Genomic DNA, 16,043 nt, shown 5'->3' with positions numbered 1-16,043 from the left:
CGGCCGTCCCCCGAAAGTCCGTTTCGGTTGCTCCCCCGCGGGGCCGGTCCCGACGCCCTCTTCATCCTCCCGTCCCTACCACGACCGATGACAGCAGACGCTCCGGAGAAGTTCGTCCGCGCGTTCGACGCCCACGACGCGTTCGAGCGCGACGGCGAGGGGTTCGTCGTGACCACGAGCACGTTCGGCGGGCGAGTGACCGCCGAGGAGACGGACGACTGGGCGCTCGTCTACAGCCTCGAGGTCCGGGTTCCGATGCTCTCTGCCACGACGGAGGAGGCCGTCGGCCCGGCCGTCGAGGAGGGGTGGTTCGACACGTTCGCGCTTCGACTGGAGGACGCCCCCGGCGCGGTCCGCCAGGACCTCTCGCTCGACGCCTACGAGGTCGAACGGGTCGCCGACGAGGCAGTCGCCACCTTCGAGTTCGAGTGGGGGAACGCCGACCACGTCCCCCGGATGACGAAGGCGATGGCCGAGTACGTGGAGGGGACGTACGTCGAGGGTATCGTGCCGGGCTACCAGTACGGCTCGCCGGTCTCCGAACTGCTCTCCTCGGCGCGGTCCAGCGGCGGGGACGGCGACGGGAGCGGCGACCCGATGCCGCTGTAGCTCGCTCAGTCCATCGCGACGTACGTCTGGGTGTCCTCGACGCCGTCGATGTTCTGTATCTGCGTGGCGGCGATGTCCTTCACGTCCGCGGGCGTCTCGACCTCCACCTTGGCGATGAGGTCGACGTCTCCGGCGACGATGTGACAGGAGGTCACCCCCTCGATGTCACCGATGGCACCCTGCAAGCGGTCCGCGTCGCCGGTGTGGGCCTTCACCATCACGTAGGCAGTGACCATCTCAGACACCCCCCGCGGCGGCCACGGGTGCCGTCTGTCCGACGACCAGCTGGCGGACGTCCTGGAGGACGTCGTAGTCCGCGATGACGATGACCCGGTCGCCGAGTTCGAGTGACTGGTCCGGTTCGGGGAGGTTCATCCGCCCGCCGGCCTTCCCGAACCCGAGGAGGCGGGCGTCGGCCGGCAGTTCCACCTCCGAGAGCGTGTAGCCACGCACCGGCGAGGACTCGGTCACGGTGAGCTCGACCAACTGCACCGTGGGCGAGATGTCCGCGATAGCGTGGATGTTCCCGCCCAGCAGGGCGTTCTTGGCGACGACGGCGCCCAGCCGTTCGGGGTAGACCACCTCGTCGACGTCCTGGGAGTACTTGCGGACGACGTACTCGCGGTAGTCGCTGTCCGCCCGGAGCACCGTCCGGCAGTCGTGCGCCTTGGCGATCATGCACGCCACGAAGTTGACCGTCAGGTCGCCGGTGAGCGCCGCGAGGCCGTCGGCCGAATCGAGGTCGAGGTCCAGCAACACCTCCTCGTCCGACCCGTCGCCCTCCACGACGGTGAACCCCTCCTCGGCGAGGCGTTCGACCCGTGCCCGCTGGGGTTCGACGAGCACCACCTCGTGGTCCTCCTCGCGGAGCACCCGCGCGGTCCGCATCCCGACGCGTCCTGCGCCCACGATGATGAATCGCATGGGACGGGGTATGTCGTGTGTTACCATGAATATTCCCCCGGACCCACTCTCGCTTCCGCCGACGCGCCCGTCTCACCGGTCGTCGGCCCCGACGCCGCCCGCCGGCAGGACCGTCCGGTCGGAGGGTGGCTCGCTTCGGCCGACCTGCGCGTGGGTGTGGTGGTAGAAGTCGACGCGGGCGCTCCCGTCGACGGTGACGGGGTCGAAACAGACCCGCGCGTAGCGCCGGTTCACACGGAGGTTCACGACGAGGCCGTCGCCCTCGCCGTGTCTGGAGACGGAGTCGTACACGGTGTCACAGACCGGACAGCGGGCGGGTGGGTCGACGGGGCGCTCCACACCCGTACTGGGGGTGCCGTCCCCAAGACGGTTCGGGGGCGAGCCGCCCCGAGTGACCCGCGGGCGCCCAGAGCGGGACGGGCGAAGGTTTTTGCTCCGAACCGTGGAACACGGTAGCATGGCTCGTGCGTTCATCATGGTGAAGATCGACGCGGGACGCGCCGAGGAGACCCGCCAGGAGATCACGGGATTCGAGGGCGTCACCGAGGCGCACGTCGTCGCGGGCGAGTACGACCTCATCGTCGAGGCCGAGACCCCGGAGGTGTACGACCTGATGCGGACCGTCGCCACGCAGACCCGCGGGCTCGCGGGGGTCATCGACACCAAGACCTACGTCTGTCTGGAGTAGGCTCGCCGTCGCTCGGAGCCGCGGTCGTCGCGGGCGCCCTCAGTCCACGCGCTCCAGCAGTTCGGCCCGCTGGGCACGCAGCCGCGGCGGCAGGTCCTCGTAGACGTGGTCGAACACCGTCCCCGGTTCGGGGGTCGGTTCGGCCTCCGCGGCCTCGACGGCCGCCTTCAGTTCCTCGTCGGCCGCCTCTCGGGCCGCCTCGACGAACCCCTCCTCCACGACGCCCTGCTCCCGGAGGTACTCGGCGTAACGCTCGATGGGGTCGCGCGTCCGCCACTCGGGGTAGCCCGCCCGGTCCTCGTAGCGCGAGGGGTCGTCGCTCGTCGTGTGTGGTCCCTGCCGGTAGGTCAGGCTCTCGACGAGGAACGGCTCGCCCGCCCGCACCCGCTCGAGTGCCCGCTCGACGTACTCGCGGACGGCGAGCGGGTCGTTCCCGTCGACCTGCCCGCCCTCGAAGCCGTAGGCCTCGGCCTTCACCGCGATGGAGTCGCTGGCGGTCTGGCGTTCGCGCGGCATTGAGATGGCCCAGCCGTTGTTCTCGCAGAAGAACAGCACGGGCGTCTCGAAGACCCCCGCGAAGTTCATCGCCTCGTGGAAGTCACCCTCGCTCGTGGCGCCGTCGCCGAGGTAGGCGACGACGGCGGACTCGGCGGGTGTCTCGCGCTCACCGACCATCGCGCCGGCGCCGTAGTTCTCGGCCATCCCGAAGCCGACGGCGTGGAGCAACTGCGTGGCGATGGGGACCGCCTGCGGGAAGTTCCGGACCGCGTGGTCCGAGTTGAACTCCGCGAACCCGCGCCGGAAGAGCAGGACGTCGCGGGGCGGGACCCCGCGGGCCAGCTGCATCGCGTTCGACCGGTAGGTCGGGAACAGCCAGTCGGCCTCGCGCATCGCCGCCGCCGCCCCCACCTGCGAGGCCTCCTGCCCACGGTACGGGGGGTAGCCGGACATCCAGCCCTGCCGCTGGAGCGAGAGCGCCCGCTCGTCGAACGCGCGCGCCCTGACCATCTCCGAGAGCAGGTCGCGGGCGTCCTCCTCGTCGAACGGCGTCTCGTCTACGTCTCGCTCGCCGATGACCCGGTGCATACCGTCACCCGTGGGCGCGTCCCGCGAAAGTGGTTGTGGTGGACGGGACCGGAGCGAGGGGCTGGCACCCCGAGGGTGGGCCACCATCGAGCGGAGGAGCAAAGAGCACGGAACCCCAACTGTGGCGCAATGGTTTCCGTCGTCGACGTCGTGGGCCTCCTCGTCATCGTCGGTGTCAACGCGGGGCTCGCCGCGCTCATGACCCGGTTCTTCCGCGTCCGGCTCGACACCGACTGGGGGCCGGTGGTGTTCGCCCTCCTCATCGAACCCGTCGTGCTCACGGTCGTCGTCCTCATCCTCTCCGGTATCGCCGGGCTCGGAGGGAACCTCGGGAGCGCCGCGCTCGTCTTCGGCATCACCGTCGTCCTGCCGATGGCACTCGGCGTGGCGTTCGACTACTTCTGGATGCCCGCGCCGGACGACGTGGAGCTGCCGGCGGAGTACCGCGCGGGCGACTGACTCAGCCCTCGAGGACGTACTCGAGTGCGTCCTCCACGCTCGCGAGGACGGCCTCCGGCGACTGCGTGGCGTCCACCCGGACGAACCGCTCGGGCTCGGCCTCGATGAGACGCTCGTAGTTCGCGTGGACCCGTTCGAGGTACTCGCGTCGCTCCAGTTTGTCCGTCGCGCCCGCCCGGCCGGCACCCACCTCGGCCGGCACGTCGAGGTAGACTGTCGCGTCCGGCGGTCGGGTGAACGGCGCGTGGACGCCCTTGATGTACTCCATCGGCCGCTCCAGTTCGCCCGCCAGACTGGCCGCCTGATAGGCGTATCGGGAGTCCGAGTAGCGGTCCGAGACGACCACCTTCCCCTCGGCGAGGGCGGGCCGGACGACGCGCGAGAGGTGGTCGGCGTGGTCCGCGGTGAACAGGAAGAGTTCGGCGAAGGTGTCGGCGTCGGGGTCGGCGAGCGACCGCCGGACGTTCTTCCCGTACCACGTCTCGCTCGGTTCGCGGGTGAAGACGGCGTCCTCGGGGAGCGTCCCGGAGGCCGAGAGCGCCTCCCAGACGGTGGTCTTCCCGGAGCCGTCGATCCCCTCGAGCGTGATGAGCATACCCGGTCTCGGCGGCGCCCGAACCTAAAGCCCGTGCGTGTCGCCGCGAACCGCTGAGCCGACGAGGACCACCGCGACGCGTGGTTTTACGTCGTCGCCCGGCGTATCAGCGCGCATGAACGTACTCGTGGTCGGTGGGAGCGGCTTCGTCGGGTCGAACCTCTGTCGTGAACTGGTCGAACGTGGCCACGAGGTGGCCGCGCTCTCCCGGAACCCGGACGAGGGCGACCTGCCGGCCGAGGTGGAGCGTCTCTCCGGCGACGTGACCGCCTACGACTCCATCGAGGCGGCGTTCGAGGGGCGCGACGCGGTGGTCAACCTCGTCGCACTCTCGCCGCTGTTCAAGCCGAGCGGTGGCAACGAGCGTCACTTCGAGGTCCACCTCGGCGGGACGGAGAACTGCGTACGTGCGGCCGAGGAACACGGTGTCGGCCACCTCGTCCAGATGAGTGGCATCCACGCCTCGCCGACCGCAGACACCGCCTACCTCAAATCGAAGGGGGAGGCCGAGGAGGCCGTGCGGCAGTCGAGCCTCGACTGGACCATCTTCCGCCCCACCGTCCTGTTCGGCGAGGGCGACGAGATCCGCTCGTTCACGAAACTGGTGGCGACGCCGTACCTGACGCCCCTGCCCGGCGGCGGCGAGCAGCAGTTCCAGCTGATGTGGATCGAGGACTTCGTCCCGCTGATGGCCGACGCCATCGAGGGTGAGACCGGCGACCTGGGCGAGGAAGAGGGGGTGGAGACGGCCGAGGAGAGCGACGCCGGTGACGATGACGACGCGGCAGAGGCGGCCGACGAGGACGAGACCGAGGAGGGTGGCGAGGAGGACGAGGAAGCCACCGAGGTCGAGGTCGACGAGGACGCCGACGGCGACGTAAATCCCCACGTCGGGAAGATATACGAGGTGGGTGGGCCGGAGGTCCAGTCGTTCGCCGAGGTCGTCCGGCTCACGTGGGCGGCCGAGAACAAGCCGACGAGCGTGGTGCCGGTGCCGATGGCGCTGGCGGACGTGGGGCTCTCCGTGCTCGGGTCCATCGGGGGACCGCTCGGTTCCGACCAGGCGAAGTCGCTCCGGAAGGACCTCATCGTCGAGCACAACGACATCGACGCGTTCGGGGTCGACCCCGAGGACCTCACGACGTACGCCGAGTACCTCGGCGTGGACCCCGCGGCGGCCCAGCCGGACCGGGCACGCGCCTGAGTCCCGCTCTCACGGGGTCACGCCGGGTCAGACGTTCCTTTCACCACCGGGACGGGTGGAGAATCGTTCGCGTAGTTGGCCGAAAGTTTATCGTGAACACGGGACGGGCCTAGCGTAGTGACCGACCCATGAAACTCGCGATGATCGGCTTCGGGCAGGCCGGTGGCAAGGTACTCGACAAGTTCCTCGAGTACGACGAACGGACGGGGAGCAACATCGTCAAGGCCGCCGTCGCCGTCAACACGGCGAAGGCGGACCTGATGGGGCTGAAACGCGTGCCCGAGGACCAGCGCGTGCTCATCGGCCAGGCCCGCGTGAAGGGCCACGGGGTCGGTGCGGACAACGAACTCGGTGCCGAGGTCGCGGAGGAGGACATCGACGAGGTCCAGGGTGCCATCGACAACATCCCGGTCCACGAGGTGGACGCGTTCCTCGTCATCGCCGGGCTCGGTGGCGGCACGGGGTCGGGCGGTGCGCCCGTCCTCGCGAAACACCTCAAACGCATCTACACCGAACCGGTCTACGGGATGGGTATCCTGCCGGGCGCCGACGAGGGTGGCATCTACACGCTCAACGCCGCTCGCTCGTTCCAGACGTTCGTCCGCGAGGTCGACAACCTCCTCGTGTTCGACAACGACGCGTGGCGCAAGACCGGCGAGTCGATGGAGTCGGGCTACGCCGACATCAACGAGGAGATCGTCCGGCGCTTCGGTATCCTGTTCGGTGCCGGCGAGGTCGAACGCGGCGGCGAGGTCGCCGAGTCCGTCGTCGACTCTTCGGAGATCATCAACACGCTCGCGTGCGGCGGGGTCTCCACCGTGGGCTACGCCCGCGAGGAACTCCAGCGCGACGCCCAGCAGAAGGGGCTGCTCTCGCGGTTCACCGGGGGCGACGAGGAGGAGGTCGACGCCGCGACGACCACCAACCGCATCACGAGTCTCGTCCGGAAGGCCACGCTCGGGCGGCTGACGCTCCCCTGTGAGGTCTCGGGTACGGAGCGTGCCCTGCTCGTCATGTCCGGCCCGCCGAAGTACCTCAACCGGAAGGGGATAGAGCGCGGGCGGAAGTGGCTCGAGGAGCAGACCGGCTCGATGGAGGTCCGCGGTGGGGACTACCCCGTCTCGAACTCCCGGTACGTCGCCGGGGTCGTCCTGCTCTCGGGTGTGACGAACGTGCCGCGCATCAAGGAGCTCCAGCAGGTGGCCATCGAGGCCCAGGAGAACATCGAGGAGCTTCGGGACGCATCCGAAGCGAACTTACAGCGGTTGGTCGAAGACGACGAGGATGAGCTGGAACCGCTGTTCTGACCTCCTCGTATCGACCCTCGCACTGCTGCTCGTCGCGTCGCTCGTCGCCGTCCCCGTCGCGGCCATCTCGGCCTCCGCCGACGGCGTGCCGAACCGTCAGCAGGTCGGCGAGGAGCGTCGGGCGTCGTTCACGCTGAACGACCTCTACGAGGACGGGACGCAGGAGTTCACGCTCCGCGGCCAGACGGAACTGGAAGCCGCGAACTGGCGGGTCCGCTTCGTCCAGCTGAACGGCGACACCACCTCCGAGACGTTCTCGGGGTCGTCGTTCGAGACGACCGTCTCCGCCGCCGACAACGTCGAACGCGTCGAGGTGCGCGTGACCGGCGAGGCCCCCGCGGTCGAGAACTTCACCTACGACCCGGCGCAGTCCTTCGAGTTCGCGCGGCTGGCGAAGGTGGTCGGTGACAACGTGAACACGGTGGACACGTGGGACGTCGTCCACTACACCGAGGCGTCCGCCGAGGCCCGCGAGGCCATCGACGCGGCCGACGCGGTCGTCGCCGACACGAACAGCGAACAGTCCGAAGAACAGCTGGACCGGGCCATCCGCGCCTACGGCACCGGCGACTTCGAACTGGCGACGGACCTCGCCGAGGACGCCGAGGCGACCGCCCGGCAGTCCCAGCAGTCCAGCCAGACCACGCAGCTCCTCCTCTACGGGGCCCTCGGCGTCGTCGCCCTCGTGGCGGTGGTGGGTGGCGTGCTCTACCTGCGCGGTCGGTCCGGCCCGAGCGACCCCCTGAGCTGATGGAGGTCCTCGTCCCGTTCGACGCGCAGGACCCCAACTCCCGGCTCGCCCCCGTCCTCACCCCCGAGGAGCGACGCGCGTTCGCCGCCGAGATGCTCGGGGACGTGCTGGACGCCCTCGCCGCGACCGACGCCGACCCCACCGTCCTCGCCACCGGCCCCGTTGAGTGTCCCGTCCCGGTCGCCGTCGACGACCGACCTCTCACCGCGGCGGTGAACGCACGACTCGACGCCGCCGAGGCGCCGCTCGCGGTGGTCATGGCGGACCTCGCGCTGGCGACGCCCGTGGCTCTCGAACGGCTGTTCGGGACCGTCGGCGACGTGGTGCTCGCCCCCGGCCGCGGCGGCGGGACGAACGCGCTGGTCGTCCGCCACCCCGAGTTCCGGGTGGACTACCACGGAGCCTCGGTCCGTGACCACCGGGAGACGGCCGCCGAGGTGGGGGCGTCGACGGCCGAGGTGGACTCGTTCCGACTCGCCACGGACGTGGACGACCCCGCGGACCTCGTGGAGGTCCTGCTCCACTCGGAGGGCCGGGCGGCGCGGTGGCTCGCCGACGCGGGGTTCGAGCTCGTGACCGGTGACGGCCGCGTCCGGACCGAACGCGAGGGCTGAACTCGACTCGGGTGGGGGCCGTCACCCTCCCGAGGGAGTCTGCCGTCGATTCGATAGCGGGATTTTTGACCTTCGGGCGAGAACTGAAAAGCGCGCGGGGGCGACTCGCGCGTGGGCGGTGAGAGCCCGGAAGCCAGCGTTCTAGGGCACCCTGGTCGAGTCCCGGGCCACCCCCCGCTACCAGAGGCACCTGCGTCGGGGTCCCGCACTGCACGGTCGCCGCTCTCAACGTTTTAGTGCCTTCGCCTCCGAGCGACGGCCGTGATTCCCGGGGCAGATGCGTACGACGTCACGCTCGACATCGACGAGACGGCCGTCGACCGAGCGCTCGCTGTCGACCCCTCTGACGTGGACGCCGCCCCCGAGCTCTCGTTCGCGCGGAACGTGTTCGTCCCGCTCACGACCGCGTGCCGGTACACCTGCACCTACTGCACCTACTACGATCCGCCGGGGCAGGCGAGTCTGCTCCCGCCCGACGAGGTCCGTGCCATCGTCGAGCGTGGGGCCGACGCCGGGTGTACCGAGGCGCTGTTCACGTTCGGCGACGACCCGGACGACCGCTACACCGCCGTCCACGACCAGCTCCGCGAGTGGGGCCACGACTCCATCCACAGCTACCTCCGCGAGGCCTGCGAGATCGCGCTGGACGCCGGGCTCTTGCCCCACTCGAATCCGGGCGACCAGACCCGCGAGCAGATGGAACTGGTCGCGGACCTGAACGCCTCGATGGGCGTGATGCTGGAGACGACGGCCGACGTGCAGGCACACGGCGGCCCTCGCGCGAAGTCGCCGGGCCAGCGTCTCGCGACCATCCGAACCGCGGGTGAACTCGGGGTCCCCTTCACGACGGGTCTCCTCGTCGGCATCGGCGAGGGGTGGCGCGACCGGGCGGTGTCGCTGCTCGCCATCCGTGAGTTGCACGAGCGCTACGACCACGTCCAGGAGGTAATCGTCCAGCCGGTGTCGCCGAACGAGCGGTGGAGCGAACCAGGACCGGCGCTGGAGGCGATGCGCCGCGTGGTCGCGATGGCCCGCGTCGTCCTCCCGCCGGAGGTGTCGGTGCAGGTGCCACCGAACCTCGCGCCGGTGCGTGACCTGCTGGACTGTGGCGTCGACGACCTCGGTGGCGTCTCGCCGGTCACGGACGATCACATCAACCCCGACTACGCGTGGCCGGCGCTGCGGGAACTGGAGGCCATCGCCGAGGAGGCGGGCGTGCCGCTGCGCGAGCGCCTGCCTGTCTACGAGCGACACCTCGACTGGCTCTCGCCGCGCATCCGGGGGGCCATCGACGCCGACGACGCGGCCGGCGCGCGGTACCGGTCCGTACTGAGTGACTGACCGTCTCGCCGGGAGTCTGGGCCAATCTTGCACGGAGTCGAGTCCGAGCCGAGAGGCTCTCGGGCCGGACTCCGACCGGAACTCGAAAAACCGGGATATACCACGTCGACGTCCCGTCTGCCGTGATGTCCGAACAGACGACGCGGCGACGGTTCGTGGCGGCCACCGGCCTCGCCGGTGTGGCACTGCTCGCGGGATGTACCGGCGGCGACAGCACTGGCGACGGCGGTGGGGAGTCCACGCCGACCGCCACGGAGATGGCCACGCCCACTCCCACCGAGGGCGGGTCGATGACCGAGGGACCGATGGCGCCGATGGAGGCCCCCCGTGTCTCCGTCGACCGCTTCAGCGAGGCAGCCGGCACGCTGATGGTCCGCACCGAGGAGAACGGCCTCCCCGGGCCGAACGAACCCATCGACTTCGACGGGGGACCGTTCCTGACGAAGGGGCTCGGCCCCGACGGCGGCCACGTCGCCTACTACAACTTCGACGTCCAGCCGACCGCTCCGGCACCCATCTTCGTGCTGTTCCGCGAGGGCGAGGAGACGCCAGTCGAGGACCAGCTCAACGTCGTCGACGCGGTGCCGGGCGACGAGGGCTACAACGACTTCTGGCACGTCCACCGCGTGACCGTCCCGGCGGACTACGAGGCCAACACGGTGACCAGCCGGCAGGCCATCGCGGACGCGGGCTACGAGACGACGGCGACGGAGACGCTCGTCAACTGTCCCGTCGTCCCGGACGGGTCCACGGCGTCGATGCGCGCCGGTGACGGCGACGCCGGCCTCGTCGAGGGCTGGTACCGCGGGCAGGTCGTCTCCTACTTCGAGTTCACGGAGGCGCCGCTCACCTCGGCCGGCGAGTCGGTCCCCGTCTCGCCCATCTGGGTCACGTTCAACGTGAACCCCGGCGAGGATGGCGGCGGCCCGCCGTCCGGATTCGTGACGGAGGCCGGCGGCGACCGGACGCACAACGTCCTCGCCACGCTCCCCGGTGACGAGGGCTACTCGCCGCTCTGGCTGGTGAACGTCTACGACAACGCCGACTTCGACGCCGTCTCGGACCTCGCCAGCGCGATGGACGCCGAACAGCTCGCCTCGGGTGTGGCGACGGTCAACTGCCCGGTCGTCTCGCTCCCCTGAGACGGTCGGCCGGTCGCTCAGCTCCGAATCAGAATCGAACAGGTGGTCCGCGCCTCCGCCCGCGGCGTGGTGGCCCACGCTCCCGCCTCGGCCACGCCGCGCCTCGCTCAGGTCACGGGGTGGCTGGTCCCGGCTTCGTTGATGAACCTTCGCCGGCTCAGAGCAGCGGAGTCCCGTCCGCCCGTGGCCCGAGCGTCGGGCCGTGTGGGCCGTCCCCCTCGACGACGCGGCGCTGGCGGTAGTCCGTCGAGCGCTCGACGGGTACCCGGCCGATGGCCCGTATCATGTCGACGTACTCGTCGAACGAGCGGAACTCGCCGAACTCGCCGCCGGCACGTTTCGTGATCTCCTCCGAGAGGATGGTTCCCATGAAGTCGTCGGCGCCACAGGAGAGCATCTTCAGCCCCTGTGCGTCGCCGTACTTGACCCACGAGGACTGGACGTGATCGACGTTGTCGAGGAACAGTCGCGAGACGGCGATCATCAGTTCGTCCTCGTCGGTGCTGGCGCCGCCGTCGACCATCCCCTGCCGGAAGAGCGGGGTGTCGCGGTGGACGAACGAGAGCGGGACGAACTCCGTGATGGCGCCGGTCCGGTCCTGCAACTCGCGGACGCGCTGGAGGTGCTCCACGCGGTGGGCCTCGTTCTCGACGTGGCCGTACATGATGGTCGCGGTGGTGTCGAGGCCGACGTTCGCGGCCGCCTCCATGGCCTCGAGCCACTCGTCGGTCCCGATCTTCTCCGGGCAGATGACGTCACGGACCTCGTCGACGAGTATCTCGGCGGCGGTGCCGGGCACGCTGTCGAGCCCTGCGGCCTTCAGCTCGGCGTACACCGCCTCGTAGCTCCAGTCGGTACCCCGGCGGGCGTGGTAGGCCTCCTCTGGCGTCATCGAGTGGAGGTGGACCCCGCCGACGCTCATCGCCTCCATCTGCTCGACGTAGGTGCCGGGGTCGACCTGGTAGTCGCTCGCGGGTCGGTAGTTCGGGGGCTCGTCCATCGACTCGAGTCGCTCGCGGTGTTCCTCGTTCAGGACGAACGCGGGGTGGAGTCCCGAGACCGAGGTGACCTCGTAGATACCGCGGTCGAGCGCCGAATCGACGATGTCGCGTGATTCGGCGGGCGTCTTGGTGAACCCGCCCGCCGCGTGTTCGGCGGGGGCGTCCGACTCGAAGGCGGCCGCGGGGTCCTTGAAGTTGCAGAACAGACAGCCGGTGTCGCAGGCCGTCGTGACGTTGTTGTTGAGGTTGGCGACGAAGGTGACCTCCTCGCCGACCACCTCGGCGCGCCGCCGGTCGGCCGCCTCGAGGACGAGTTCCTTGCGCTCGGGGTCGATGCCGGCGCGGTCCGTGCCGGTGGTGATGAGTTCGATGCCCTCGTCGACGGTGAGCCGCTCGCCGGCGCGGGCCCGCTCCAGCGCGTCCCCGAACGACCCGTCGGTGATGGGCCGGTGGTCGAACGAGTACCGGTCGCGGGGGACGTTCACCGACGGCTCGGGCGCGTCCATACCCGAGGCTGTCACCCGACGGTGAAGAACCCTCCGGGTGTCGGCAACCCCCTACAGTCTGGCGGTTCCCCTCACGCCAGCAGCAGTGCGACGTACGTCCCCAGCGTGAGCACGCCCCCGGCCAGCAAGCCGAGTATCGTCAGGCGGAAGGCGTAGCGCCGGTCGGCCTGCCGCGCGTCGCCGTCGGGCACCGTCCCCCGCGCACCGGGGAACGCGTAGCGCCCGCTGAAGCCGAGGGTGGCACAGAACGAGCGCCGTCCCTGCAGACACCACTCGCACCCGAGCGAGAGCGGGACGAACGCGCCCAGCGCGAACACCGCGGGGAGCCCCGTCACGACGACGACCGCGAGGTAGCCGACGGCGGCGAGGAGTGCGCCAGCGGCGAGGCGGTACCGGCGTCGCCGCTCGCGGGCCCCGATGTTGCAGGCCCCCGGCCGATACCGCTCCGTCGTGGCGTCGGACACGTCCGCGGCTACGGCCGTCGCCCCCATATGTTCGCGGTAACGCCCCCGAAACGACACGCGTTGGCACGGCCGGACCGCAACCCTTTCGCCGGGTCCCCACCCGTGTCGGCACATGTACACGGCGCTGGTGTTGCCCTCCGGGTTCGCGCTCCCGCCGCTGCCGTACCTCCTCGGACTGCTCCTCGCGGTGGCGGGCGTCGCCGCCCTGCTCTACCGTCTCGACCCGCCCGTCACGCCACGGGTCGTCGCCGCGTTCGCCCCGTGGATGGTCGCCGGCGCCGCTGGCTACGTCCTCTTCCAGCTCGAGGCCGTCCCCAGCGTCGTCGCTCCGCTGTTCGGCTCGCCCGCCGTCTACCTCTCGACGTTCGTCCTCGCGGGGCTCGTCTGGGCCGCCGTCGCTCGGTTCGACCCCGAGACGTGGTCGTTCCCGTCTGCCCCCTCGGTGCTCCTGCTCTCGGGCGCGCTCACGGGCGGTGCGGTGGTCGGCTCGGCGCTCACCGTCGGGAGCGCGAGCGGGGGGCTCCAGCCGTTCTGGCCCGCCGTCGGACTCCTCGTCTCGGTCGTGGTCGCCGGCCTCGTCTGGACACTCCTCAGACGGCGTCGGCCTCGGGTCGAGGTGACCGGGGCGGCCGGGCTCCTCGTCGTCCTCGCACACACGCTCGACGGCGTCTCGACGGCCATCGGGGTCGACGTGCTCACCGGCTTCGGCGAGCAGACGCCGCTCTCCCGTGTCGTCCTCGAACTCGGGCAGGCGCTCCCCACGGCCCAGTACCTCGGCGGTGGGTGGGTGTTCGTCCTCGTGAAGGTGGCGCTGGCCATTGGCGTGGTACTCTTGCTCACGGACTACGTCGAGGAGGCGCCTCGCGAGGGGACGCTGTTGCTCGGTCTGGTGGCGGCCGTCGGACTCGGTCCGGGTGCGCACAACCTCGTGCTGTTCACCGTCGCCTGAACGGGTCACTGGCCGGTGAGAGCGTCGCCTCGCAAAACGGTGTGGGGGTGGGGGTGGGTGTACGCCACCGGAACTGCGGCGGTGGCGGCACTTCGTTCCAACGACTCGATTGCGCATAAAACTTCCGACGAAAGGAACCTCTTTCAGCGGCCCGGCCGGAGGTCGGGCCATGCACGTGGTGTGTGCCGGGCACGTCAACTGGGACGTCACGATCCGGCTCGACCGGCTCCCGGTCCCGGACGGCGAGTCGCGGGTCCGTGACCGCTACGAGTCCGGGGGTGGCTCCGCGGCGAACGTCGCCGTGACGCTCGTCGCGCTGGAGCACGACGCCTCGCTGGTGGGGAGCGTCGGCGACGACGCCACGGGTCGGCAGGCGCTCGACACGCTCGTCGAGGCCGGCGTCGACGTCTCGCCCGTACTCACCGCACCCGGCGACACCGCCCGGAAGTACCTCCTCGTCGACGCGGCCGGGGAGGTGTCGGTCATCGACGACGGCGGGGTGAACGAGGCCGTCGGTCCCGAGGACGTCGAGGCCTCGTGGGTCGCCGGCGCGGACCACCTCCACCTCACCGGACAGCGCCCGGCGACGGCCGCACGACTGGCCGAACTCGCCGTCGAGCACGACCTGCGGGTGAGTTTCGACCCCGGCCGGCTCCTCGACCGACGGGACTACGACGAGACGCTCGCGCTGACGGACCTGCTGTTCCTGAACGACCGCGAGGCGACCGAGGTGGCTCGGGGGACACTCCCGGAGGACTGCGTGGTGCTCACGAAACACGGCGAACGCGGGGCGTCACTGGTCGCCCCGGACGAGACGCTCGAGCACTCGGGGGTGGACCTCCCGGCCGTCGACGCCACGGGTGCGGGTGACGCGTTCGCCGCGGGGTTCATCGCCGCGTCGGGCCGGGGGACCGACCGCGAGCGGTCGCTGGCGGTGGCGAACGCCTGCGGGGCGCTGGCGGCGAGCAGCGAGGGGCCACGCCCGGACGTCTCGTGGGAGCGAATCGAGGGGCTCCTGTAGACCGACACGCGTTTGACACGGGGACCGGTACGGGGAGGCGATGTCCGCGCCGTTCGCGTCGCTCCCCGTCGCACACATCGCCGCCGCCCTCCCGCTGGAGGTGCGCCTCGCCGTCGCCGTCGTCGCCGGGTTCGGCGCGACGGCCATCATGACCATCGCCATGGACGCGCTCCCCGAGGGTGACGTCCCGCCGTACGTCGCGGCCGCGGCGCTGTTCGGCCGGTCGCCCGGTAGCGTCACGAAGCGACAGGCCGACGCCGCGCACTACGCCGCCGGGATGCTCGCGGGCGTCATCTACGAACTCGTGGTCAGCGGCGTCGACTCGGTGCAGACGGTCGCCCAGCGGCTCGTCCTGTTCGGGACGCCGACGCCGCTCACGCTGTCGGACCCGGTGGCCATCGTCCTCGTCATCACGTTCCTCTACGTCTTCTTCGCGCGGCTGGTCTTCCCGCGGTTCGGCGACCGGCTGTTCGAGGACGCCGACGTCCGCCGGACGGTGCGCCGTGACTGGCTCGTCTCCGCGACGGTGTACGGCGTGGCGCTCCTCACCGTGGTCCCGCTCCTCTACGCGTTCTTGCCGGTCGGCTGAGCCGGTCGGACCGCCACGCTTTCGACCCCGCGGGGAGTCGCCCGAGACATGGCGAAACAGCCGCACGTACTCTGCGAGCCGGGTGACGTCCACGACCTCGCGCTGCTGCCGGGCGACCCCGACCGCGTCGACCGTATCGCCGGGCTCTGTGACTCCCACGAACTCGTCGCCGAGAACCGGGAGTATCGCGTCGTCAACGCGACCTACGGCGACCGGGAGCTGACGCTCTGTTCGACCGGCATCGGCTGCCCCTCCGCGGCCATCGCGGTCGAGGAGCTCGCTGCCGTCGGCGTGGAGACGTTCGTCCGCGTCGGCACGACCGGGGCGCTCCAGCGCGGGATGGAGATCGGCGACATGGTCGTCGCCACCGGCGCCGCGAAGGACGAGGGGACGACGAAACGCTACGAGGACGAGACGGTCCCCGCGGTGCCGGACTACGACGTCCTGTCGGCACTCGTGGATGCGGCCGAAGCGAACGACGAGGACGTACACGTGGGGCCCATCGCCTCCGACGACGCGTTCTACGCCGAGACCGACGCCTACGTCGAGGACTGGGAGGCCGCGGGCCTGCTCTCGGTCGAGATGGAGGCGGCGGCTATCTTCACGCTCGCGCGGCGCAAGGGACTCCGCGCGGGCGCCATCTGCACCGTCGACGGCAACCTCGTCGAGGGGACACAGAAGGGCGAGACGGAGGGGGAGGAGCTCCCCGAGAAGGCGAAGGACAACGTCGAGCGGGCCATCCGAATCTCGCTCGACGCCGCTGCTGGGCTCTGAACAGCCAGGGCGTCCACCG

General features: G+C 70.5%; 20 protein-coding genes. 13 read left to right on the top strand and 7 right to left on the bottom strand.

The annotated features are described in order from the left end of the window. Window positions 1-87: 87 nt before the first annotated feature. A complete protein-coding gene (locus N0B31_RS11770) occupies window positions 88-609 on the top strand; it encodes a DUF5813 family protein (RefSeq protein ID WP_260591823.1) in 522 nt (173 codons plus the stop codon). Between the two features lie 5 nt (window positions 610-614). On the opposite strand, the gene N0B31_RS11765 is transcribed toward N0B31_RS11770, so the two are convergent. The 3 genes from N0B31_RS11765 to N0B31_RS11755 form a co-directional block, all read right to left on the bottom strand. Then, window positions 615-845 carry an Lrp/AsnC family transcriptional regulator gene (locus N0B31_RS11765; RefSeq protein WP_260591822.1) on the bottom strand — a complete coding sequence of 77 codons (231 nt, stop codon included), beginning with the start codon at window positions 843-845 and terminating at the stop codon, window positions 615-617. 1 nt (window position 846) lies between these two features. Continuing rightward, window positions 847-1,533 carry a potassium channel family protein gene (locus tag N0B31_RS11760; RefSeq protein ID WP_260591821.1) on the bottom strand — a complete coding sequence of 229 codons (687 nt, stop codon included), beginning with the start codon at window positions 1,531-1,533 and terminating at the stop codon, window positions 847-849. 72 nt (window positions 1,534-1,605) lie between these two features. Beyond that, window positions 1,606-1,872, bottom strand: a complete 267-nt coding sequence (locus N0B31_RS11755; RefSeq protein ID WP_260591820.1) for a DUF8145 family protein — start codon at window positions 1,870-1,872, stop codon at window positions 1,606-1,608. A 118-nt stretch (window positions 1,873-1,990) separates the two neighbouring features. Here N0B31_RS11755 and N0B31_RS11750 point away from each other — a divergent pair, with 118 nt between their 5' ends. Beyond that, window positions 1,991-2,221 carry an Lrp/AsnC family transcriptional regulator gene (locus N0B31_RS11750; protein WP_260591819.1) on the top strand — a complete coding sequence of 77 codons (231 nt, stop codon included), beginning with the start codon at window positions 1,991-1,993 and terminating at the stop codon, window positions 2,219-2,221. Window positions 2,222-2,260: 39 nt separating this feature from the next. Here N0B31_RS11750 and N0B31_RS11745 read toward each other — a convergent pair whose 3' ends face one another. Next, entirely contained in the window at window positions 2,261-3,307 is a 1,047-nt protein-coding gene (locus N0B31_RS11745; RefSeq protein ID WP_260591818.1) for a thiamine pyrophosphate-dependent enzyme, read from the bottom strand. Window positions 3,308-3,436: 129 nt separating this feature from the next. Here N0B31_RS11745 and N0B31_RS11740 point away from each other — a divergent pair, with 129 nt between their 5' ends. After that, window positions 3,437-3,766: a DUF7991 family protein gene (locus tag N0B31_RS11740; RefSeq protein WP_260591817.1), complete on the top strand. Its 330-nt coding sequence runs from the start codon at window positions 3,437-3,439 to the stop codon at window positions 3,764-3,766. 1 nt (window position 3,767) lies between these two features. Here the strand turns inward: N0B31_RS11740 and tmk are convergent, their stop codons facing one another. Beyond that, window positions 3,768-4,361: a dTMP kinase gene (gene tmk / locus N0B31_RS11735; protein WP_260591816.1), complete on the bottom strand. Its 594-nt coding sequence runs from the start codon at window positions 4,359-4,361 to the stop codon at window positions 3,768-3,770. A gap of 115 nt (window positions 4,362-4,476) precedes the next feature. Here tmk and N0B31_RS22590 point away from each other — a divergent pair, with 115 nt between their 5' ends. From N0B31_RS22590 to N0B31_RS11705, 6 genes are all read left to right on the top strand, one after another. Further along, window positions 4,477-5,565, top strand: a complete 1,089-nt coding sequence (locus tag N0B31_RS22590; protein WP_368389182.1) for an NAD(P)H-binding protein — start codon at window positions 4,477-4,479, stop codon at window positions 5,563-5,565. Window positions 5,566-5,693: 128 nt separating this feature from the next. Further along, complete coding sequence (locus N0B31_RS11725; RefSeq protein ID WP_260591815.1) at window positions 5,694-6,872, top strand: tubulin/FtsZ family protein; 1,179 nt, start codon at window positions 5,694-5,696, stop codon at window positions 6,870-6,872. Next, the gene (locus N0B31_RS11720) at window positions 6,850-7,623 is read left to right on the top strand and encodes a hypothetical protein (RefSeq protein WP_260591814.1); all 774 of its coding nucleotides are present in this window, start codon (window positions 6,850-6,852) and stop codon (window positions 7,621-7,623) included. The genes N0B31_RS11725 and N0B31_RS11720 overlap by 23 nt, the downstream gene beginning before the upstream one ends. Then, window positions 7,623-8,237 carry a 2-phospho-L-lactate guanylyltransferase gene (cofC, locus tag N0B31_RS11715; protein ID WP_260591813.1) on the top strand — a complete coding sequence of 205 codons (615 nt, stop codon included), beginning with the start codon at window positions 7,623-7,625 and terminating at the stop codon, window positions 8,235-8,237. Before N0B31_RS11720 ends, cofC begins: the two co-directional genes overlap by 1 nt. A 261-nt stretch (window positions 8,238-8,498) precedes the next feature. Then, window positions 8,499-9,578, top strand: a complete 1,080-nt coding sequence (gene cofG, locus N0B31_RS11710) for a 7,8-didemethyl-8-hydroxy-5-deazariboflavin synthase subunit CofG (protein ID WP_260591812.1) — start codon at window positions 8,499-8,501, stop codon at window positions 9,576-9,578. A 125-nt stretch (window positions 9,579-9,703) separates the two neighbouring features. Beyond that, the gene (locus N0B31_RS11705) at window positions 9,704-10,720 is read left to right on the top strand and encodes a hypothetical protein (RefSeq protein ID WP_260591811.1); all 1,017 of its coding nucleotides are present in this window, start codon (window positions 9,704-9,706) and stop codon (window positions 10,718-10,720) included. Window positions 10,721-10,877: 157 nt separating this feature from the next. Here N0B31_RS11705 and cofH read toward each other — a convergent pair whose 3' ends face one another. Together cofH and N0B31_RS11695 are read right to left on the bottom strand one after the other, a co-directional pair. Continuing rightward, a complete protein-coding gene (gene cofH, locus N0B31_RS11700; RefSeq protein ID WP_260591810.1) occupies window positions 10,878-12,227 on the bottom strand; it encodes a 7,8-didemethyl-8-hydroxy-5-deazariboflavin synthase subunit CofH in 1,350 nt (449 codons plus the stop codon). A 71-nt stretch (window positions 12,228-12,298) separates the two neighbouring features. Further along, the gene (locus N0B31_RS11695; protein ID WP_260591809.1) at window positions 12,299-12,691 is read right to left on the bottom strand and encodes a hypothetical protein; all 393 of its coding nucleotides are present in this window, start codon (window positions 12,689-12,691) and stop codon (window positions 12,299-12,301) included. A 112-nt stretch (window positions 12,692-12,803) separates the two neighbouring features. Between N0B31_RS11695 and N0B31_RS11690 the strand changes: the two genes are divergently transcribed. The 4 genes from N0B31_RS11690 (at window position 12,804) to N0B31_RS11675 (ending at window position 16,024) form a co-directional block, all read left to right on the top strand. Next, a complete protein-coding gene (locus N0B31_RS11690) occupies window positions 12,804-13,640 on the top strand; it encodes a DUF63 family protein (protein ID WP_260591808.1) in 837 nt (278 codons plus the stop codon). Between the two features lie 169 nt (window positions 13,641-13,809). After that, on the top strand, window positions 13,810-14,661 hold the full coding sequence (locus N0B31_RS11685) for an ATP-dependent ribose-1-phosphate kinase (protein ID WP_260591807.1): 852 nt from the start codon (window positions 13,810-13,812) through the stop codon (window positions 14,659-14,661). A 40-nt stretch (window positions 14,662-14,701) separates the two neighbouring features. Next, on the top strand, window positions 14,702-15,250 hold the full coding sequence (locus N0B31_RS11680; protein WP_260591806.1) for a hypothetical protein: 549 nt from the start codon (window positions 14,702-14,704) through the stop codon (window positions 15,248-15,250). A 48-nt stretch (window positions 15,251-15,298) separates the two neighbouring features. Next, complete coding sequence (locus tag N0B31_RS11675) at window positions 15,299-16,024, top strand: guanosine phosphorylase (protein WP_260591805.1); 726 nt, start codon at window positions 15,299-15,301, stop codon at window positions 16,022-16,024. Window positions 16,025-16,043: the final 19 nt, after the last annotated feature.

This window comes from Salinirubellus salinus (assembly GCF_025231485.1).
Classification (GTDB): domain Archaea; phylum Halobacteriota; class Halobacteria; order Halobacteriales; family Haloarculaceae; genus Salinirubellus; species Salinirubellus salinus.
The sequence above is the reverse complement of the archived record's forward strand: the minus strand, read 5'-3'. Positions and strand labels throughout refer to the sequence as shown.